Genomic DNA, 22,349 nt, shown 5'->3' with positions numbered 1-22,349 from the left:
GCTCCTTATAATTTAATGAGTGCTTAGGACCATACTACTAATAGTTTACAACACTCGACAAGCTATGAAAATAGTTTTAATACGATTGTACGTGGTTGAATATGTCAAACATTGGGATAAGGATGGATGTCACAATCGTTCCGACGAGTCCTGCCAGAACGACAATCATTAATGGCTCAATCAAAGATTTCAGCCGGTCAGTCGTTGTTTCAACTTCTGCTTCATAAAAATCGGCTACTTTTCCGAGCATAATGTCTAATGAGCCCGTTTCCTCTCCGATCGCAATCATTTTCGTGACAAGCGGAGGAAACACCCAATGCTGATCCATCGGCTCTGTTAAAGAATGTCCTTTCTCTAAAGCGTCGCGTGATTTTACTAATACGCGGGCGAGCACTTCGTTGCCGACAACACTTTCGACAATGCTAATGGCCTGCAAAATTGGGACAGAATTGGAAAACAATGAACTTAATGTCCGAGTAAAGCGAGCAATCGCCGCCTTTTGCAGCAAACCGCCAAACACAGGAATTTTCAGCAAGATGTAATCAAGGTAATATTTACTTTGTTTTTCCCGATATAACAAGGCAAGCGCGATGGACAGCAACAAAATTCCTGCGACAATGATCCACCAAAACTTCGTCATAAAAGCACTCGCATCGAGAACAAATTGCGTAATAGCCGGAAGCTCTGCGCCAAAATCTTCAAACATCCCGACAAATGTCGGTACAACAGACACAAGCAAGAAAATGACGACTCCAATCGCAATGACACCGACAACAGCTGGATAAGCAAGTGCAGAAATGACCTTTTGCTTTGTTCGGTGCTGTTTTTCGAAATGATCGGCAAGCCGCTCAAGCGTTTCATCCAAGCTTCCGGAAATTTCGCCTGCTCTAACCATGTTAACAAACATCGGCGGAAACACTTTTTTATGCTTGCCCGTTGCGGTCGACAACGGATTTCCGCTGCGTAAATCTTCTTCAACATCAAAAAGCGCTTTTTTCAAACTCTTGCTGTCTGTTTGTCCCGCTAAAATTCTCGTTGAATCGACAACGGTCACACCGGCTTTCAGCAATGTCGCAAATTGACGGAGATAAATGACAAAATCATACAGCTTTACACTGTTTCCAATCGTAATTTCTTTATTTAACAGTGTTTCTTTCAGTTCTTGCATGTCCGAGACGCGAATGCCTTTTTCTTTCAGCTTTAAGATGGCCTCACGTTTTGACGAGCTAACAATTTTGCCTGCATGCTTTTTTCCTTTTAAGTCTCTGCCTTCATATTTGAACTGTGGCATTATGTCACCGTCTCCTCAAGATAAGGCTGTGCAGCCTCAACTGAAATTTTCCCGGTTTCAATCAACTCCAGAATAGCTTGGTTCAATGTTTGCATCCCAAGCGCTCGACTCGTTTGCATCACATTCGGAATTTGGTGGATTTTCTCATTGCGAACTAAATTGGCAATCGCTGAGTTATTCACTAAAATCTCCATCGCAGAAACGCGACTTTTCCGGTCAGTGGTCGGAAACAATCGCTGTGACACAATACCTGTTAATACAGAGGCAAGCTGAATGCGAATTTGCGCTTGCTGGGAAGCTGGGAACACATCAATAATCCGGTTAATCGTCGACGGAGCACTTGATGTATGAAGGGTCCCGAGTACGAGGTGACCTGTTTCCGCCGCCGTAATAGCGGTGTGGATCGTTTCCAAATCCCGAAGCTCGCCAACAAGAATAACATCAGGGTCCTGCCGCAGGGAAGCACGCAAGCCATTGGCAAAATTATTCGTATCCAGGCCAACTTCACGCTGGTCAATAATGCATCCACCGTGGCGATGCAAATATTCAATCGGGTCTTCCAACGTAATAATATGTTTGCGCATCGTTTGATTCATGTAGTCAATCATGGCCGCAAGCGTTGTTGATTTTCCGCTTCCAGTCGGCCCTGTGACGAGCAGAAGACCTTGCGGCTTTGCTGCCAAACCTTTTAAAACATCTGGCATCCCTAGTTCATCGAGCGACGGAACTTTCGTCGGGACGACGCGAATAGCCATTGCCACACAGCCGCGCTGATGGTATGTGTTAATCCGGAAGCGAGAGATACCATGAAGACCGTAGGAGAAGTCCATCTCACCCTTTTCCTTGAACTCATGCCACTGCTTGTCTGTCATGATAGCCTTCGTCATTTCTTCTAAATCCGCCGGAAGCAGCTTGTCCTTTCCGTATCGTTTCAGCTCTCCGTTTAAACGAACAACAGGAGGCACACCGACGGTTAAATGCAAGTCCGATGCTTTTAATTCATAGGCGGCTCTCATTAAATACTCAATTCGCTCTTTCATTTTCTCCACACCTTAATGAACAGTCACAACGCGAAGAACTTCTTCCGTCGTTGTTAACCCTTGTTTTACTTTAATTAATCCGTCATCCAGCAAGAAAATCATTTTATTTTTCACCGCATACTCCCGCAACTGGCTCATCGGTTCGCGATTTAAAATGACCCGCTTCATATCTTCTGTCATCACCATTAATTCATGGATGGCAATACGTCCTTTATAGCCTGTCATGTTGCACGTTCCACAACCGCGGCCGCGTACGACGGTCTCAAGCTGGATGCCTCGGCGCGCGAAAATCTCCTTTTCACTTTTCGAAGCTTCCTGTACTTGCTGGCAATCGCGGCATATACGGCGCACAAGTCGCTGCGACACGACTCCTGCCAACGAAGTCGCCACAAGAAACGGCTCGACTCCCATATCAATGAGACGGTTAATCGTCCCAATGGCGTCATTCGTATGAAGGGTACTGAAGACAAGATGTCCTGTTAAAGAAGCACGAATGGCCACATCTGCTGTTTCTTTGTCCCGAATTTCCCCGACCATAATAATGTTCGGATCTTGACGTAAAATGGATCGAAGACCTGACGCAAATGTTAAGCCAACATTGGCATTTACTTGGATTTGGTTGATGCCTTCAAGCTGATACTCAACCGGGTCTTCAACTGTAATAATATTCGTCGTTTCATCATTTAAATGATTTAATGCTGCATATAAAGTGGACGATTTCCCTGACCCTGTCGGCCCTGTAATGAGCACAATGCCGTTCGGCTGCTCAATCAGCTTTAAAAAGCGGTCTAAATTCAAGCGGTTAAAGCCCAGTTTTTTCACATCATTCAATGCACTGCCTAAATCAAGAACACGCATAACGATTTTCTCTCCGTAAATTGTCGGCAAAGTCGACACACGCAAGTCAACCGGATGAAAATCGATATTCAGCTTGATACGCCCATCTTGCGGCACACGATGTTCAGTAATATCTAAATTCGCTAAAATTTTAATCCTCGCTGTCAACATACCTTGCAAATGCTTCGGCAGCACCCGTTCGGTTTTTAATAAGCCATCGGTACGGTAACGAATGAGCACTTTCGTTTCCTGTGGATCAATATGGATATCACTCGCTTTTTGCTGAACAGCATTGGCAATGAGCTGATTCACAAGGCGAACAATGGGTGAGTCGTCTTCCGTTGCCTTTTCTTCTTCCTCAGCTGTAACACTATTTTGAAATGACGCGAATTCTTCGACATCTTCATCCAACTCATAATACTTAGCAATTGACCGTAAAATATCGTCCTTAGAAGCAATCGCCGTTTCAATATGAAAACCGGTCGACAAGCGTAAATCGTCGATTGCAAAAAAATCCATCGGATCGGCCATTGCTACAAGAAGTCGGTTTCCATCCTTTTTTAACGGAATTAACACATTACGTTTCGCAAATTCCTTGGAAATGAGTGTTGTCAGCTTCGGATCGAATGGATAACGGTATAAGCTCACATGGGGAATGCCGAGCTGGAATTCTAGCACTTCAATAAGCTGTTGTTCGGTAATATAACCCCGCTCGAGCAATGCATCGCCCAATTTTTGCCCTGACCTTTTTTCGGCGAGCGCCTCTTTTAATTGTTCATCTGTAATGAGGCCTGCATCAACTAATAAATCCCCTAACCTTTTGCGTTCTTGTATCATAACGAACCCTCGTCCTCCATTGTTAGCTTATGGTTTCTCCAACGGATCAATTTTACGGGTAGCAGTTTCAGACACCTGATTTTCCGTATTTTCTTTTTCGTCAGCGGCTACCGGTTCTTCAGAAGCACCGGTCTTTCCTTCTTCATCTGTTTTCACACTACTAGCTGGTGCCTGTGCTTCCACTGGCTCTGTGCTGTCAGACGAATGGTTTACGACGTTTTCTTGTTCATCTTCTACTTTAAATCCTCGCTGTTCAATCATATGGACAGGCGGATAGAAATCTTCCGCAAGGAGAACCGTTTCAATTGGACCTTCTTCCCCTACTGCATGGCGGTACACTTTCACTGCCATTCCTTCTTTGCCCATTTCTTCAATGTTACGGACATTAGGAGGAAATGCCGCATTGTATTGAACAATCGTTTTCGGTTCAAATGTTTGGATATCTTTCACAATAGCTTCATAGCGATAAAAGAGCGGTTCACCTTGAAGAGTTGTTTTCACTCCATTATTAATTGCTTCAAACGATAATACATACGGGATTAAATTAGGATTAAAAAATACGAGGTCCTGCTTTTTGTTAACAACCCTCGCTTCAAAGCCCGGCTCAATTCCTTTCGGCAGCTGCCTGCTTATATGGCGCTCCAAAATATCAAAATTTGAATTTATAATCGTTTGATAGATAGACGACCCTACTAAACTTAAAAGCTCGTTCGAAGGATTTGATAGACCTGCCTTTTCGACCACGTCTAACAATGAAATTTGTTCGTTCGGTCCAATTTCAATGGCTTTAATTTTTTCCATCCATGTAGAGAGCTCGTCACTACCAATCGCATCACTCGACACCACGGCTTGCGAGATAACGACTGGCTCTGTCGTACTAGCAGTCGCGTAGGCTTCAAGTCGGTACTCTCTCTGATTCGTATTCAAAAAGGCGGCTTGTTTATATAAATCTTCCTTAAACTGAGTGCTGTTCATTTTTTCCACCTCTTCCTCACTGGAGAAATAACGCAAAAACTGATTTAGCAGCTCGTCATCAATTTGGACAGAAATCGGATTTCTTTGTCCGCTCTCCATTTTGAGGATACTGTCTTCAACATTGAAGGAAAAAATTTCCTCAGGCAAAGTTTCCGCCTTTTCCTTGTAGCGAACCGTTATGCTATTCGTTTCTTGCCAAATCTCTATATCTGCCGCAAGCTGTTGGCTTAAAGCCTCATTTGACACCCCTGCAGCCGGAATATTGCCAATCATCGTTCCGTCTGCGTATGAACCGCCAGAACTAAAAAACCGTTCATACGCAAAGACACCTAAATGTGAGAAACTAACTAAATAACCCGTACATAACGTCAACAAAAGAAAAATGCGGAGAAAGTTGTCATTTCTCACACTTAATGCCTCCTAACTACTCCGTAACATGCATTGATAGTTCGACGAAAACACTTGGGCCTGATTGCTGCGCCTTCATAATATCCTCTTCTGTCAAAATTGCTCCTTCTTTAAAGAGAAGGTCTCCTTGTTTGTTATAAATATTTTTTGTTACTTTTTTATTCATCAGCAATTCCGCCTGCTTCGATTTCAACAGCTCGATTTGTTCTTTTGGCTTTTCTTGTTCAACTTCTTTTACTGGAAGCAACTCTTCCACTTCATCCCATACGGGTTGTTGTTCAGCCATCGGAGCGTCTTGCTCAGATGAGGCAACGGTCTCATGAAGTTGCTCAGCCTTCGTTAAAAATGATTCTTTCGCATGCTCGTTTACAATAACCATTTCTTTCCCGAGTGTAATGACACTGCTAATCGGCAAAATAACATTTTTATCTCCTGCCTTTAAGTTCAGTCCCATCAAATCGCCATTATCATCATTGATATAATATTCCAAAATTTCCCCTAAAAGTTCTCCTTTTCGGGTCATGACTTTCGAACCAATGATGCCGACTTTTTTATTCAACAGCTCATTGGCAATCGGAATTTCATTCAAATCAATAATGGCACTTTCATTTTCTACCGTCACAGCATATTCTCCGACACCAATGACTTTTTTGAATGGAATGGCTTTCACACTAATTTGCCAATCTTCCTTTTGAATTGTTAAAAAGTCGACGGAAAATTTATCGGGATTGATGACCAAGCTGTTAACCTGTCCAATTTGGTCCCCTGCAGAAATGCTAATAATCGGGAGTTTAATCACTTCAGTACTTTTTTTCATTGTTTTATTACACCCACTTCTAGTTGTTTATAAGCAAACTTAAATAATTTAATTCCTCCAACAAAACTGGATAGCGTGCATACATATGCTGCAATTGCTCAAGCAGTTGTTGCGCTTTTTCCTGTTTTTGCTGCTCTGTATAATGACGAACAAGCATAGACGCTACCATATAATGCTCATGGTCAGAAAGATCTGCGGATAAATACTCTTTTAAAAGTTGTTCATGCTCATCCGGCGTTTGGATTTGTTTATATAATTGCAATTGTTCGAGCACGATATTCCATAATGCTTGATGAAGAACAGGAGAGCTGCTCTGGTCTGAAACGGTTTCTTCCACTAGCTCCTCCATTAGGTCCGGCTCTAAAACAGCCAGTTCTTCTTGCTGTTCTTCCATAACCTCTTCGTGATCATTGTTGGCCCTATTTGGAGTGACATCGAATTCCAGCTCTTCTACATCCGCTCCCACAAATTCCATAAGTTCTGTGTACACGGCTTCTTCATGAGAAGGCATGTCCTTGCTTGTACTCTCTTCCTCTTCAGCAAGCAGTTCTTTTTCTAATGGAAACATAGATTGTTCTTCCTCATCGTAGGACAAGGACACATCTTCCATCTCTTTATGTTGCCCTTCTTCAAACAGTGCTAAAAGATCAGCATCTAATTCCGGCCATTGTTCCTCGCCTTCACCATGTAATTCACTTTCTTCCGAATCATTGGACAGACTTTCGTCTAATTCTTCATTTAGATTGTAATGGTTCGTGACTGGCGGTTCAATCTCCTTATTTCTCCATTCTACTAAAGGCATATCGGCACGCGAGACATCTTCCATTTGTTTATCTGATGATTCGGTCAAAATCATCGGACGTTCTTCATCTCTTTGCTCGATAAAGTTTAATTCTTCGATGTAGTCTTCACCTGTATCATTCGACTCTTCTACGACGCTCTTGTTTTGTTCTAGTAAAAGAGAAGGTTCTTGCATGCTTTCATCATCGGGCTGTTTATGTTCATCGGACGTTCCCATATCGGCCTCATCCTTCGACTCCTGCACACGCTCTTCCAAAATATTGGCCATTTCGATAGGAAAAGCAACATCTTGCTCCTCCGCTTCGTCACGCTCTTTAGCCATTTCCTTTGCAAGCGGGATGCTGTCATCTACTAACATTTCTTTTTGGCCATCCTCATTTTCGTCTTCCGCCGCCCCTAAAGCAGCCTCTTCAAATCCAATAGTCTCTTCTTCCCATTGTTCTTGAAGTTTTACCAGTTCCACCCGTTTACTAAGTAAGTACGAAACTGCTAAAATTAAGACGAGTAAGATGACGGCAACGTTCCATAGTGGTAAAAAAGTACCAGCTCCTATCGCTGCCAACGTCAATAAGCAAGCCGCGACGAACACAAGAAGCTTTCCTGTTTTGCTGTAAGAAGCTAGAAAAAAATAAAGAGCTAAAAATAAACTAACAGCGGCAATGCTTGTTGAAAGAAAAACGGCCAATTCTCATCACATCCTAATAAACAACTAAAAATTGACGAAAAAGCTCTAAATCTGTCAATATCATTTCTAACTTATTGTATAATAATCCGTTGTAATTTAAAAGAAGGGAGAGGCAGCATGAGAAAGAAAAAATTTGGGAATGAACGAGGGATGACACTCGTTGAAGTTCTCGTTTCACTCGTTATCCTTACCATCTTATTTACAGGAGCCATGCAATTTTTCTCTCAAGCCTACTCCTATACAAGCATGAACCAAAACAAAACCGTTGGCATTAATGTCGCACGGAATGCGATGTCATTTATGGAAAAACAAAGTTTCATGGAAATGAAAGAAACCTTTAATAGAGATAGCTCCAAACAGCTTAAAATTTTCATATGCAACAATGAATATGAATATACAGATTATTTACTGCCGCCTCCGTCCTGTACTTTTATCTCCCTTAATAACACCAGTTTTGATATTACAGTTTCATACGGACCAGAATCCTCTACTGATTATGATCCTTATTTAATTCCCATCACCGTGCAAGTAGATTGGGAACGAAATGGTCAGGATTTTTCAACTTCTCTTGAAGGGACGATTGTAAGTGAAGATATTCGTGAAACTCGTTAAAAACGAGCGAGGCGTAACGTTGATGGAATTACTCGCTACTTTTGTCGTCATGACCATTGTCATGACCATTGTTTACAATGTGCTCGCCAATGGTATTGGAATTGCTAAAAAAATTGGAATTGAAGGACAACTAAGGGATGATGCTGATTATGTAGTGACGATGATCATGAATGAACTAAACTCTGGAGAGTTCGACCAAGTTCGTGACTGTAGCAGCAATGCCAATTGTATTGAATTAGTGGATAATGAATCGCTCGGCTTTACCCCTTATCAAAAAGATAACGAAACGGTCTATGATGTTGAAGAGCAAGCAAAAACAGAAACCATCACCCGAATTGAACTAATACAAGATGCAAGTGGAAAACAGAAGTTTCAAATTGATCACAACAACATTGATGCTCAAGGTGATTTTACCGGTTCTACCCTTTCAAGTACGTGCTCTGGTTGCGCTAATGGGGTTATTGATCTCAAGCTAATCATTAATGATGCTGGCTTAAACGAGCCACTTTATTTGGAAAGTAAATTTGGATTTTAGTGGTGATAACGATGATAAAAAATGAAAAAGGATATGGATTAGTCATAACAATGCTGGTGGCAACAATGATAGGTATCATTGGATTAACGGTCGTTGCCGCCTCTTTACAAGGAAGCATACGAACCGAACTTCGCGAGACAGACATTAATATTACGTACGAAACAAAAAAAGTGCTCGAACAAATGATTGCAGACTTACGTCTCGAACTGTCTGAAGAAAAGTTGCCCGCCAATATTTTAGAAAGTCCTTTATTTAAAGATCATTTGAACAATTTGCTCGGAAATCTAGAAGGAAAATACAATGACGTTCAATATCAATCGGATGGCATTAAAAGTGTCGAGATTAACGATGTGAGCAGTGAGTATGGGATTAACGTCTCTAATTTGCTGACAAAAGTGCTCGAGATTACATTGATCACCACAAATCCAGAGGAAAATGAAGGAGAGATTACACGAACCGTTAAAAAAAGAGTGATTTTATCGCCCTTACCAAGCTTTTTACAATACGCAGTCGGGTCATTAGGAGATGACGAAGACAGCGGTCTTATTTTAAATGGCTCCCCAACAGTAGAAGGAAACATCTATGCCCAGCGGCTTCAAGTTGACCAGTTAGCCCAGTTCTGGCCATCCAACCGCTCCGCTACAGAAGATCCAGAATATATTTTTACTCCTTATCCTGAAATTATTGGAGACGTTTATTCTAATTCAGCCAATCCTTTTGTTAATGCAGCTACAAATTCAATCAAGCTAGAAAAACTTGCTGATTATTTTTATAAACAACAAGCACCGACGGTTAAAAATGACAGCAACTTTATTGAGATTGACTTTAATGGAACCTTTGAAGAGCGCACAAACGAATTTTTACAAACTTCAGCTTCTGCTCTTGCTGTAAACGAAATAAAAATTGATGAAACATCGGCCAATCCTGCTGAAGCGATACAAAACAGTCTGAACACAAAAATTGGCAGCTATGTGGACGGAATCGTCCCTCAAAACAGCCAAAGCACCATTACTATCAGTGACCTTTTAAATACCCTTCTACTAGGGGGGGATACTCAACTTGATTTAAGTATTGTCAAAAGTCAAATTGCTGGAAACATTGTAAAAGGCAGTTTTGATTTATCAAACGTTCAAAATAATATCATCAGCAGTTTAAACGTTATTGGTGACCTTTCTTTAAACAGCATTCAAGATTTAACCTTATCGAATGGATTGTTCGTAAATGGAAACTTAACCATCTCAAACTATGGGAATTCAATATTAAAGGCAGACAAGCTCTTCGCTAATGGTAATATCACCATTTATAATAAAGGAGGGATCATTGATATCTCCGAGCAATTGGCATCCTCTAAAACCATTCGGATTATTAACGAAGCTGGTGGGACGATTAAACTTAATTATGAAAATGCCAGTGCAATTCTTGCGGACAACATTGAAATTATTAACAAGTCGGGAGATGTCCTTCTAAGTAATCCGATTGTAACAAGCGGCAAACTTTCGTTAGAGAATACAGGTGTTAATACCGATATGATATGGGATGCACCAGCCTTTATTGGTGGAGATGTCCTTTTAAGACCGCTTGATAGTACAATCGCTGTTACAGGAAATGTCATTACAGCCGGCAGCTTTTCTATTATTGGCAATGACGATAACGGACAAACAGAAAATGATACTACCCATTTTAATTCTGTCGTTTACACACTTGGAAAATCGCTTATTTCTAACGTTAATATTAAAGCAGCCCAAACTGGAGAAGGACAAGCAGGGGAATTAATTTTACTGTCTAAGCAAGATTTGGCGATTAATCGGATTAATGAATTCACCCCTCTTAATAAAGGAAATATTGCTTCGTTAAAAGGCTTTTTCTATACGGAAAACCGTGCAGAACTTTTTGGTGTCGGTTCTATGTTTTACATTGACGGAGGAATTTTCTCTAAAAAGAAATTGACAATAAATGCTGTACGCGGTGATGCGGAAAATGAAGAAAGTTTGCTCACAATGGTGAAAACAGGTGGTGGAGAAGCGATTAAGCAAGCGGATAAATATTCACGATTTAATGTGAAGTATGACAAACAAGTTCTCCTAAAAAAAATAGATGCCCTTCCTTTAGTTAATTCTTTACAAGTTATCCCTGATCACACCATGATTGAATAAAAAAAGTCGCGGAGCATACCGCGACTTTTTTTACCATTTTCCATTTGGCGTATCGTTATTACCGTTATCTCCAGAACCGGAACTACTTTTCTTAACAATGACAACGATGCTATCTTCGATCGTTTGTCCATTGCTTTTCTTTTCCTCAGCTGTTGCTGTCACTGTCGCATAACCAGAATCGTCTGTCGCTTGGATCACCCATTCTCCATTGGATTTTTGAGTCACGTTGACAGCTTCTGAGTTTTCTGGTGCTGTGACAACTTTTGCAAGGTTTGTATTCACACCCACGCTCGGATTGAATGTCAGCAAACTTTTCACTTCTACTTCTTCGTTTGGTTCAAGCGTAATAGAAGGGTATTTGAAATTCATACTTTCTAAGCCTAATAAACGGACCGTAACATTAACATATGCTTCAGCATTACTGCCATCGAGTGCTTTCACTTTCACTCTCGTCTCACCAGGAATTAGCCCTGCTTTAATCATCCCATTGTTTTTATCTGTTACTTGAACAAGAAGGGAGTTCAAGCTGGACCATTCTACTCGTTTATCAAATGCATCGTCAGGCTGAATAATCGCTCTTAAACTTGTCGATTGACCAATTGTCAGTACGACCGGATTCGGTTCAATTTGAATAGACGTCACTTTTTTACCGACTGTAATGGTTTTGCTAATGATGACATTTTCTTTCGCAAAACCGCCAGTTGCTCGAACTTCAATTGTAAACGTATCAGTTTTATCAACGAATACTTCATCTGTTTTATTGAATGCCGTCCACTGTGTAGAACCTTTCGAGTCGGTTATACGATACTGATATGTGACATTATTCCCTGTCACTAATTGAGACAGTTTAAATTTCACTTTATCTTTGTACACATTTCCAGTTGCATCTGCATCTTTTTCACCAATGATTTCAAAATCCGGAGTGAGATATGCATAGGCAGTTTTATCATTGGAATAGACAATTTCTACAATTTGATTGTTGCTTCCTTGTTTATATATTATGGATTTGACAGGACCATTTTGTTCTTCCTGCGCGACTGTTAATGTTGTATCATCCACTTTTGTGTTATTTAATATTTTAGTAATTTTTCCAAATCGATTTCCTTCATAAGTCGTTGAACCATCTATTAATCTTACTAACATGGAGATGTCTTTAGACGGCGCTTGAATTGATAATTCTTTATTCCCAAAGTTGCTGTCATTATATTTAGCAACCGGGTTCGGAAGCTTTTGATTCATAGCCCAGTCCGCCTGTAATTGCAAGGAAACTTTTTGGGCAGTACTCGGACTGAACAACTTATTTGTATAGGTCACATTCGGAAATTTCATTTCTACTTCTGTTGTCTCGCCGTTTTTCACCACTTTTATATTCGTACCATCTGCATTAAGCACGGTAAATCCTTTTGGCAACGTTTGTACGATTCGAATAGTTGATAACGTCCCTTTATCTTCGGCAGCTAAAAATCCTTCCAATGGTTTTAAAGAGTAATCAACATGAAAGCGATTTTTGTCAGAATTGGCATTTCCTAGTTTAAGCAAATTTCCTACATCTTCACTATCACGATAACTCATTGTACCTTCAAAGGAAGGGGCTGTTTTAGGTTTGACATAAACTGTAACTGGTGGATGAGACACTGGCTGTGAAACATTTCCTTGAATGTCCTTATATGTCAGCTTGATATCGTCAAACACATAAGTACCATTAGCGCTAAACTCTAAAGGCAGCGTATAAGATGTGCCTTGAGGTGCGGGCTGATCGACTGTGTATGGCACATTATTCATATTAATGACGGCATAGCCGTCTTCAACCAACACATTGGAGCCGCTTTGTACCGCTACATTCGGTAAAAGCTTTATGCGCAACTGTATTTCAGATAGCGCTAATTGGTTAATTTCATCGGAAATATTTCGAAACACTGTATTAATGTTCTGGCTCGTTCCTTGAACAGCGTTCAATCCTGTTAAATTGGATAATTGATCCAAGTAGTTAAGGTCAAGATCATTGTTTCCTCCAAAACCGATGGAATACATTTTAATCTTTTTTGATGCTAATTGTTTTGTTTTATCTACAATTGCGCTTTTAATTTTATTTTCTGCTTCACCGTAATAATACCGTTTTCCATTATAATCAAAGTAGGCGTAATTTCTTGAACCATTATTATCATAATAAACATCTACAGTCGCATTTATTTTTTTTCGACTGTTTGTCACATACCAGCTTGACCAGCTACTTGCCATTTCGTAGAAATGGTCATTTACCTTTACACTTTTTTCATAATAATTTGTAGGAAATCCGTCTGTTAGAAAAATAACATATTTATTGCGAGTCGAATCTTTCAGCAAATCATATGCTTTTTGTAAAGCCGCCCCGTAGTTTGTACCACCGTTCGCTTCCAACGCATACAATTTTTGAATATTTGTCTTCAAATTAAAGGGACTGCCTATGTCGGCATCAAAAGGAAGTAGTTGTAAGTTATCCTGAGAATTGCTCCCCAAGTTCTTTAAGGCTTCTGTCACAGCATTTTTAGCACTTTGTAGTTTATCTACTTTACTAAAACTCTCAAATTTTTTCGATAAAGAATCACTTGGAGTTGGGTATGTTTGCAAATAAAATTGAAAGGCTTCATTAATAGTTGGATTGGCTTGCAAAAACTTTGAAACATCTGAATCATAATAAGAATACCAACATGTATACCAGTTACATTGCTTAAACGGAGTTGAAAATTGCTGCCAAATGGTATCATCCACAACATTGGCCATAGAGCCTGATTTGTCAAACACGAACACAACATCAATTGGCTGCCTATTTTCCCCTTTTGCCGTTCCTTTTGGAATTAACTCAATATCCATCTTCCCTTGCGCTTTTCCATCTTGATTCAGCATATACTCATTCGGCAATGCTTTTACGTTGTATTCTAAAGATGGGCTAACGTTCTGTGATGCTGACGCAAAAGATGGGACAAGGACAAATACAATCAATAACGCACTTAACAAATACCTTCCAATTTTTTTTAGCGCCATAATGTTCCCTCTCTTTTATTCTTTATACTATAATAAACAAATAAACTATGATTTTTTTACTAGTCTTATAAGCATATTATAGCATCCATTTTTCATAAACGGACAAATTTAAACATTTTTTCAGACAGGAGCGATCAACCGTTGAAACCATTCTATCTTTTATTGGCAGCTATCCTTTTAGTTACAGCCTGTCAAAAAAACGAGGATACTGAACGTGCCAATTCAACTGTAGCACCACCTAATACTCACAATGAGTTTAAAACAGACGACCTTGCTAAAGCGACTGAAGAAATAGCATTTACCCCTTCTATTCCAAAAACATTGCCAATTGAAGCAGCTGATCAAACTTACACAGTCATAGAAAACAAGAAAGATCAAGCAAAAGAAACCTTTATCCTTAATGCTACCCCCAAAAATAAAGATGATGGGTTCATTTATATCAGTTATTCAAATGAACTAAGCGACTTCAAAATGAGTGGGGATAATATTGAAGAATTAACACTCAAAGACGGTACAGTTGCTTACTTTATGAACGGATTTGTCCAAGAGCACGAGGGAAAAATTGCGCTTATGTTAACTTGGAAAAAAGATGGGTATGAATATTTCATCTCTTATAACAATGCCAATTTTACAGAGGAAGAAAATAAACAAGCTTTAATCGCGCTTGCTAATGACATATACGTGAAATGAGGCTGGGACATAACTAGCCGAAAATAAGGAAAAAGGGTTCGAATCATCGCACTTTGATGATTCGAACCCTTTTTTGGTTGGTTTGTTCTAGTGATCCGTGCTAAATTTGCGTTCGAGGCGATGTACTTTCGCAAGTTCACCGCCATGAACGCAAACCCTAATTCGTTTTTCACGTTCTCTTTGCCCCTTACGGACATTCGTGTGAAACGCAAATTAGCCTTCAGATATCCAAAAACTGGTTCTACGTCAACCTTACGTTTTCCGTAGATTTTACCCGTTTTCTCCTCTGAAAGCAGCTGTTGAATCATTTTCTTTTGTTGTTCCCACTTTTCATTATAATAGATTCTCCGATTAGTTCCTTCCTTCGCTGTGGTACATTGGGAACGGAAGGGGCAACCTGAACAGTCTTCACATTCATAAACCTTGAATGACCGTTTAAATCCATAACGATCGGTGCGGTGGGATTCATAACGAAACGTTAAACGCTGACCATTGGGGCACGTAAACGAATCATGTTCTTCACAGTAATCCCAATTGGCTGTGTAAAAAGGATCGTTTTTTACACCCTTCGTTTTTTCTTTACGATAGGTACTGTACGTCATCAGTGGCGTACGCTTACGATTCTCAAACACATCTTGATCGTTTTCTTCACTTCCATAGCCTGCATCTGCCACAATATAGGGAGGAAGTTCAAAGAAATGGCGCTGAATCTGATCTAAAAATGGACGCAAAGTACGTGTATCTGTTGGATTTGGAAACACATCATAAGCGAGTGTATATTGACCTTCGGTCGCAATTTGCACATTATAACCGGCCTTCAGTTGCCCATTTTTCATGTAATCATCTTTCATACGCATAAACGTGGCATCGTGATCGGTCTTTGAATAGCTATTCCGTTCTTCAAAGATTTCCATATCTTTTTGATACTTCTGTTTCCGTCTTAAAAAATCTTGAAATTGTTTGTGAGCTTTCTTAGGTTCTTTCCGATTTGAACGCCATTGTTTTCGCTCTCTAACGTCTTCACTCGCTTCAATTTTTTGATTAAATTCTTCGACTTTTTTCTCTAGCTTTTTGGTGAGAAGAGAAAGTTCTTCAACGGAAAGTTCGTCAGAGCTTTCTCGTTCGATTTGTGGAAGGATTTCTTTTTCCACTAGTTCGTCATACAGTTGGTTGGACTTGTCAACGAGGCTTGCGCTGTACTTTTCAATGGACTTGCGCCAAACAAACGTAAACTTATTGGCATTTGCCTCCACCTTTGTTCCGTCAATAAAGATGGCTTCATGGTCAATTTCATTCTCTTCAATCAATTGACAACGAAATTGCACAAAACACTCACGCAAAAGGACTTGAACTTCCGGATGAACACGGAATCGATTAATGGTTCGATAGCTTGGCTCGTAACCTTGCGCTAACCACATCATGCGCACGCTATCTTTGAGAAGGGCTTCCATTTTTCTTCCGGAAAAAACGGACTGTGTGTAGGCACATAAAATGACTTTCATCATCATGCGCGGATGATAGGCAGGACACCCTGTCTTTCGTAAGAAGCCAGTGAAGGCTTCGTCTGGAATTTGTTCGACCAGGTGATGGATGGTGAAAGCTATATCATTTTCTTGAAGTTTTCTTTCTAAATCTAAAGGCAAAATCACTTGATTCATGTTATAATCTTTAAACATAAGGACACTTCTTTCGATTTGGATTTTGTGTGGTAACTTAATTCTATCAGAAGTTGTCCTTTGTTTCTTTTATAAAATGAAAAAACATAAATAGATTCGAAAACAGCCGAGGGGAACCAAAATTGGTTCCCCTCGGCTGTTTTCATTTTAATTAGCTGGGTTTTGTCCCAGCCTCATTTCGTTATTTAAGTAAATACTCCCTTACCTTCGAAATAAAATAGAGTGACCCGGTAACAACAAGTATTTCGTTCTCTTTGTTCAGTTTTTCTTTCGCTTCTGTTAATGCTCGTTTCCAATCTTCTTCAAATGATATTGTCTCTTTCGGCATCATTTCGTATAGTTCTTTCGCCCCGTACGCTCTTGGAAAGTCAAAGCTTGTAAAGGTAATGGAAGCCGCGATATCCTCCAACTTTTCAATCATATCCTTTGCCTCTTTATCTTTTAAACAACTAAAAATCATATGAATTTTTTTATCTTCGTAATGGAGCCTCAATGTTGAAACAAGGCTTTCAACCCCTTGAAGATTATGCGCACCGTCAATGATGACAAGTGGATCGTCACTCATTGTTTCAAATCGTCCGATCCATTTAGCTTCGCGCAGCCCGTCACGAATATGTTTTTCAGCAATGACGGCTTGTCCGTTTTCCTGTAAATAACGAGCTGCCCTCACAGCGAGTGAGGCATTTTTCACTTGGTGATAACCCATCATCGTAATGGTCAAATCATTTAACGTTTCATTTGGCATGTGAAGCGAAAACGTTTCGCCTAACGGCAATGTTTCATAAGAAACAATGTCAAAATCATTTCCTAATATATAGAGAGACGCTTGTTTTTCATTAGCGGTTTCAAATAAAATGGCTTGTGCTTCCTTTTGTTCAACAGCGGAAATGAGCGACACGCCCGGTTTCATAATGCCTGCTTTTTCTTTCGTAATCTCTTCTACTGTGTCACCTAAAATATGTGTATGATCAAATCCAATGTTTGTAATAATCGTTAAGATTGGGTGTAACACATTCGTTGAATCCAATCGGCCGCCTAACCCCGCTTCAAAAATAACGAAGTCCTGTTCGTTCAATTGGCCAAAATAGTAAAACGCCATAATGGTGATTACTTCAAACTCTGTCGCTTCCCCTAAATCGGTCGCTTCGAGTTGTTCAACAACAGGGCGTACCGCGTTTACAAGCGCCACCATCTCTTCATCAGAAATGGGCTTTCCATCCACGCTAATGCGCTCATTGAACGTCTCGATATATGGCGATGTGAAGGTACCAACATGATAACCAGCTTGCTGCAACATGTTGCGTAAATAGCAAATGGTCGATCCTTTCCCATTCGTTCCCGCCACATGAATAGCTTTCATATTTTGATGAGGATTTCCTAATTGCTCAAGCATCCACGCCATTCGTTCCAATCCAGGCTTAATCCCAAAACGAAGCCGATTGTGTATCCATTCTAACGCTTCTATATAAGTCTTCATCCTGCTCCCCTTCACCCTTCTATCTATAGTTCCATGCTGATATTTTTATTTTCACTAGAGACTAATTATATAAAAAAAAGACACTGCCGTACAGGCAATGTCTTTTCTAGTTATCCTCTTAACTCTGCAATACGCGCTTCCACTGACGCACGCTTTTCCACATAGTCTGCTTCTTTTTTGCGCTCTTCTTCAATTACATTCGCTGGCGCTTTTGCAATAAAGCCTTGGTTGCTTAATTTCTTTTGAACGCGCTCAACTTCTTTTGTCCACTTGTCTAATTCTTTTTCAAGACGCTTAATTTCTTCTTCCACATTAATTAAGCCTTCAAGTGGTAAAATTAGCTCCGCACCTGTAACAACCGCACTCATCGCCTTATCTGCCGCTTCCACTTCCGTTGCGATTACAAGTTCGCTTGGGTTACAGAAGCGCTCTACGTAAGCCCGATTTTTTTCAAGCTGTCCTTGGATGTTAGCATCTTTTGCTTTAATATGAAGCTTAATTTGCTTGCTCATTGGTGTATTCACTTCTGCACGGATATTACGCACTGCGCGAATAATATCTACAAGTAGACGCATTTCTTCCGCTGCTTCAGTATCCGTTAAGTCCGTACGAACTTCCGGCCATTTCGCTACGGTAATGGATTCGCCTTCATGCGGCAAGTTCTGCCAAATTTCCTCGGTAATAAACGGCATGAATGGGTGTAAAAGACGCATTGTGTTGTCTAATACATAAGCAAGAATTGAACGAGTCGTTTTCTTCGCTGCTTCATCTTCGCCATAAAGCGGCAACTTCGCCATTTCAATATACCAGTCACAGAAATCATCCCAGATGAAGTTATAAAGAACGCGGCCCACTTCACCGAATTCATACTTATCAGCTAGCTTTGTTACCGTTTCAATCGTTTCATTTAAACGAGTTAAAATCCATTTATCTGCAACCGATTTTTCACCGCTTAAATCGATTTCCTCATACGTTAAGCCATCCATGTTCATTAACGCAAAACGGGAAGCATTCCAAATTTTGTTCGCAAAGTTCCATGTTGCTTCAACTTTTTCTGTGCTATAACGTAAGTCTTGACCAGGTGAAGAACCTGTTGATAAGAAGTAACGTAAAGAATCCGCACCGTACTGATCAATCACTTCCATCGGATCTACACCGTTTCCTAGTGATTTACTCATTTTACGTCCTTGGGCATCACGTACTAGTCCGTGAATTAACACATCTTTAAATGGACGTTTGCCTGTAAACTCAAGTCCTTGGAAAATCATACGGGATACCCAGAAGAAAATAATGTCATACCCTGTCACTAATACATCTGTTGGATAAAAACGTTGATAGTCAACAGACTCTGTATCTGGCCAACCCATTGTTGAGAACGGCCATAAAGCCGAGCTGAACCATGTATCTAATACATCTGTGTCTTGTTCCCAGTTTTCGATATCTGTCGGCGGCTCATGGTCTACATGAACCTCGCCTGTTTCTTTATGATACCAAGCCGGAATACGGTGACCCCACCATAATTGACGAGAAATACACCAATCGCGAATGTTTTCCATCCAGTGTAAATACGTTTTTTCGAAACGCTCTGGTACGAAGTTTACTTTTTCTTCAGCTGATTGTTGCAAGTCAATGGATGCATCCGCTAATGGCTGCATTTTCACGAACCATTGTGTAGAAAGGTATGGCTCGACAACTGCACCACTGCGCTCACTGTGACCGACAGAGTGCATATGGTCTTCAATTTTGAATAACACGCCGTCTTCTTGAAGATCTTGTACGATTTGCTTGCGGCATTCAAAACGATCCATTCCTTCATATTTACCCGCTTTGTCATTCATTGTGCCATCTGGATTCATGACAAGAATGCGCTCTAAGTTATGGCGGTTCCCAATTTCAAAGTCGTTTGGATCATGTGCCGGTGTAATTTTTACTGCCCCTGAACCAAATTCCATGTCGACATAATCATCGCCTACAATTGGAATTTCACGGCCTGTAATCGGAAGAACAACCATTTTACCGATTAAGTGCTTATAGCGCTCATCTTCTGGATGAACAGCTACCGCTGTATCACCAAGCATCGTTTCCGGACGAGTTGTCGCAATTTCAATATGACCCGAACCGTCTGCTAACGGGTAGCGCATATGATAAAACGCACCTTGTACATCCTTATAGATCACTTCAATATCCGATAACGCTGTTTTCGTTGCCGGGTCCCAGTTAATAATGTACTCTCCGCGGTAAATTAACCCTTTCTTATAAAGCGTAACGAACACTTCACGAACCGCTTTAGATAAACCTTCATCTAATGTAAAACGCTCACGGGAATAGTCCAGACCAAGGCCAAGCTTTGCCCATTGTGCACGAATATGGCTTGCATACTCTTCTTTCCATTTCCATGTTTCTTCTACAAATTTTTCACGTCCTAAATCGTAGCGTGAAATCCCTTCATGACGAAGCTTTTCTTCTACTTTTGCTTGTGTCGCGATTCCAGCATGGTCCATACCTGGAAGCCATAACACATCAAATCCTTGCATACGCTTCATGCGTGTAACGATATCTTGTAGCGTTGTATCCCATGCGTGCCCTAAATGAAGCTTTCCTGTTACGTTTGGCGGGGGAATAACAATTGTATAAGGCTGTTTATCTTCATCATTTGTTGCCTCGAAAAATTTTCCGTCAAGCCAATATTGATAACGGTTGGCTTCAACGGCTTTTGGATCATACTTTGTTGACATGGTGATTTCCTGTTCTGCCATTTCCTTTACCTCCATCAAATAAATAAAAAACTCCTTTCATCACATAAAAGGACGAAAGGAGTGAGTTTCGCGGTACCACCTTTTTTCATAAGCCTTATAAATAAATGGATTGGCTTATGCACTTAAACAGATAACGGTCTGTCCCGTCTTTTTCTACTTAGATGCAATTCTCACATCACGTTCAAAAAAGTTGCTCATGGGCGACATTCAAGCGGTATCATCCTAAGAAATCTCACAGCCAAGGATTTCTCTTTCTGAAGGCGTACACAGCTCTACTCTTCCCAATCAATGCGTTTTTTCTATAATAAAGTCTCGTAACTATACTATATGAAAAATCTATCAATCGTCAATAAGCTTCTCCATTTTTTTCACGTTCTATTCACCATGTAAAAAAACAATAACTTCTTCAACATAAAGTTTAATCCTTTTCTACATAAAATCACTCTACAATTGTACTCTTACGTGGAAAACTTCCATTCAAAGGAATCTTCAAAAACATGAAGAACGGTCTTCTATATGTGTGAAGCTTTTCTATGTTTCTTATCGATGGTTCGCTTTTCTAATAAATGAGTATAAAAAGCAACGGACGCCAAAAGACATGAATAAATCGTAAAAACAGGTAGAACTCCTACTAACTGTGCAAGAGAAAAATCGTTTCCTTCAGCTCCTCCGCTTTCTTCAAGTCCTGACGGCGCACCGTTTAAAAATTCCACCGTTACAAAAGTCAGTTTCAGTACTTGCACGAACAAAAAAATCGTGCCGATGACTAATAATGTGCGGGACAATATTTTCTTATATGGTTTACGAAAAGAAAATAGTTTCTTCAATTTCGGGTACTGACTTCCCATTTGTTTAATCCAGTTCCAATGTAAGCCTAGATGGATTCCGACTATTAGTAGTCCAAGGACCGAAGAACCGATATGAAGAGCAAGCCAATTTATACTTGTCAAATACCTGAAATTAGGTAAGATAACTTCAGAAATTAATAATCCACTTATCATGACAATCAACATATCTAGTAGAAGCGTCATATTTAATACGTAAGAAAATAATGATTTTCCTTTAATCTTTTTGGAAAATATTTTTTTGCTCATTTCAATAATCCACTTTTTGTTTAAAGCTAAATGAATAATGAAAGCTCCTCCTAGTAAAACACTCGCGATTTCATGAAATGCTACACTCGTGACAGCCGGAGCAAATAGTAAACTAAATGTAATAGCGATTAATAAATCAAAACGAAATTTAAAACGCTGTATACTCATTTTAACCCCTCTTGAAAAACAGCTTTGAGTTTATTTGTAATGGAATCATGAATAGAGCCCTTATTTCATGATTCATAAATTTTTCAAAATCATTCTAATTGCCGTGGAACGATCTACATGATGTTCCTTTGCATAATTGTTTAGCTTTTCCATTGACTCTTCATCTAATCGAACATGTAATGAGAAATTTAGTTTTTCTGACTCTTCCTTTCGTGGTCTACCTCTTTTCGTTTTCCTATTCCCTTTTTCATCCATCCAAACATCTAATACAGCAACGCCATCCTGTTCAATCATTTTTTCACAATGATGCTTGTCCCACAGTTCTTTCGCTTTCCTTTTGTAGCTTGTAGATTGAGTCATTTCCTCCTCACTTAAGCCGACAAACTTTGCTTTCTGATAAAACTTCTCTTTCAACATTTGCTCTAATTCTTCATAAGAAGAAAAGGTAATTTGCTTCATGTAAACACTCCTTATTC

The 22,349-nt window shown here is 40.0% G+C and carries 16 protein-coding genes and 1 other annotated feature; of the genes, 4 read left to right on the top strand and 12 right to left on the bottom strand.

Translation table 11 applies throughout. The features are described from left to right. Positions 1-76: 76 nt before the first annotated feature. Genes ACXAEO_RS02455 through ACXAEO_RS02430 form a run of 6 tightly spaced genes read right to left on the bottom strand, consistent with a single transcriptional unit; the run spans position 77 to position 7,691 of the window. Complete coding sequence (locus ACXAEO_RS02455) at positions 77-1,291, bottom strand: type II secretion system F family protein (RefSeq protein ID WP_474877560.1); 1,215 nt, start codon at positions 1,289-1,291, stop codon at positions 77-79. Then, positions 1,291-2,331 carry a type IV pilus twitching motility protein PilT gene (locus ACXAEO_RS02450; protein ID WP_474877556.1) on the bottom strand — a complete coding sequence of 347 codons (1,041 nt, stop codon included), beginning with the start codon at positions 2,329-2,331 and terminating at the stop codon, positions 1,291-1,293. The genes ACXAEO_RS02455 and ACXAEO_RS02450 overlap by 1 nt, the downstream gene beginning before the upstream one ends. Positions 2,332-2,343: 12 nt before the next feature. Beyond that, positions 2,344-4,005, bottom strand: a complete 1,662-nt coding sequence (locus ACXAEO_RS02445) for a GspE/PulE family protein (protein ID WP_474877554.1) — start codon at positions 4,003-4,005, stop codon at positions 2,344-2,346. A gap of 27 nt (positions 4,006-4,032) precedes the next feature. Further along, complete coding sequence (locus ACXAEO_RS02440) at positions 4,033-5,388, bottom strand: hypothetical protein (RefSeq protein WP_474877551.1); 1,356 nt, start codon at positions 5,386-5,388, stop codon at positions 4,033-4,035. A 16-nt stretch (positions 5,389-5,404) separates the two neighbouring features. Continuing rightward, entirely contained in the window at positions 5,405-6,205 is an 801-nt protein-coding gene (locus tag ACXAEO_RS02435; protein WP_474877549.1) for a PRC-barrel domain-containing protein, read from the bottom strand. Positions 6,206-6,224: 19 nt separating this feature from the next. Further along, complete coding sequence (locus ACXAEO_RS02430) at positions 6,225-7,691, bottom strand: hypothetical protein (protein ID WP_474877546.1); 1,467 nt, start codon at positions 7,689-7,691, stop codon at positions 6,225-6,227. A 117-nt stretch (positions 7,692-7,808) separates the two neighbouring features. On the opposite strand from ACXAEO_RS02430, the gene ACXAEO_RS02425 reads away from it, so the two are divergent. Genes ACXAEO_RS02425 through ACXAEO_RS02415 form a run of 3 tightly spaced genes read left to right on the top strand, consistent with a single transcriptional unit; the run spans position 7,809 to position 10,991 of the window. Next, positions 7,809-8,303, top strand: a complete 495-nt coding sequence (locus tag ACXAEO_RS02425) for a PulJ/GspJ family protein (RefSeq protein ID WP_474877542.1) — start codon at positions 7,809-7,811, stop codon at positions 8,301-8,303. Continuing rightward, on the top strand, positions 8,290-8,838 hold the full coding sequence (locus ACXAEO_RS02420; protein WP_474877538.1) for a type IV pilus modification PilV family protein: 549 nt from the start codon (positions 8,290-8,292) through the stop codon (positions 8,836-8,838). The genes ACXAEO_RS02425 and ACXAEO_RS02420 overlap by 14 nt, the downstream gene beginning before the upstream one ends. 11 nt (positions 8,839-8,849) lie before the next feature. After that, entirely contained in the window at positions 8,850-10,991 is a 2,142-nt protein-coding gene (locus tag ACXAEO_RS02415) for a hypothetical protein (protein WP_474877536.1), read from the top strand. A gap of 30 nt (positions 10,992-11,021) precedes the next feature. Here ACXAEO_RS02415 and ACXAEO_RS02410 read toward each other — a convergent pair whose 3' ends face one another. Continuing rightward, positions 11,022-14,012 carry a VWA domain-containing protein gene (locus ACXAEO_RS02410; RefSeq protein ID WP_474877534.1) on the bottom strand — a complete coding sequence of 997 codons (2,991 nt, stop codon included), beginning with the start codon at positions 14,010-14,012 and terminating at the stop codon, positions 11,022-11,024. A gap of 141 nt (positions 14,013-14,153) precedes the next feature. On the opposite strand from ACXAEO_RS02410, the gene ACXAEO_RS02405 reads away from it, so the two are divergent. Then, positions 14,154-14,702, top strand: a complete 549-nt coding sequence (locus tag ACXAEO_RS02405; protein WP_474877532.1) for a hypothetical protein — start codon at positions 14,154-14,156, stop codon at positions 14,700-14,702. Here ACXAEO_RS02405 and ACXAEO_RS02400 read toward each other — a convergent pair. From ACXAEO_RS02400 to ACXAEO_RS02380, 5 genes are all read right to left on the bottom strand, one after another. Further along, positions 14,624-16,378: an IS1182 family transposase gene (locus ACXAEO_RS02400; RefSeq protein ID WP_474877529.1), complete on the bottom strand. Its 1,755-nt coding sequence runs from the start codon at positions 16,376-16,378 to the stop codon at positions 14,624-14,626. The genes ACXAEO_RS02405 and ACXAEO_RS02400 overlap by 79 nt on opposite strands. 181 nt (positions 16,379-16,559) lie before the next feature. Then, positions 16,560-17,855, bottom strand: a complete 1,296-nt coding sequence (locus ACXAEO_RS02395) for a bifunctional folylpolyglutamate synthase/dihydrofolate synthase (RefSeq protein ID WP_474877527.1) — start codon at positions 17,853-17,855, stop codon at positions 16,560-16,562. A 110-nt stretch (positions 17,856-17,965) separates the two neighbouring features. Beyond that, entirely contained in the window at positions 17,966-20,611 is a 2,646-nt protein-coding gene (locus tag ACXAEO_RS02390) for a valine--tRNA ligase (RefSeq protein WP_474877525.1), read from the bottom strand. Positions 20,612-20,655: 44 nt separating this feature from the next. Next, positions 20,656-20,909: a binding site (T-box leader), on the bottom strand. Positions 20,910-21,123: 214 nt separating this feature from the next. Further along, the gene (locus ACXAEO_RS02385) at positions 21,124-21,873 is read right to left on the bottom strand and encodes a DUF4405 domain-containing protein (protein WP_474877523.1); all 750 of its coding nucleotides are present in this window, start codon (positions 21,871-21,873) and stop codon (positions 21,124-21,126) included. A gap of 72 nt (positions 21,874-21,945) precedes the next feature. Next, positions 21,946-22,332 carry a hypothetical protein gene (locus ACXAEO_RS02380; RefSeq protein ID WP_474877520.1) on the bottom strand — a complete coding sequence of 129 codons (387 nt, stop codon included), beginning with the start codon at positions 22,330-22,332 and terminating at the stop codon, positions 21,946-21,948. Between the last annotated feature and the right edge of the window lie 17 nt (positions 22,333-22,349).

It is taken from the genome of Bacillus sp. ABA4_010 (assembly GCF_056159105.1).
Note: the sequence above shows the minus strand (reverse complement) of the source record. Positions and strands in the feature narration are given on the sequence as shown.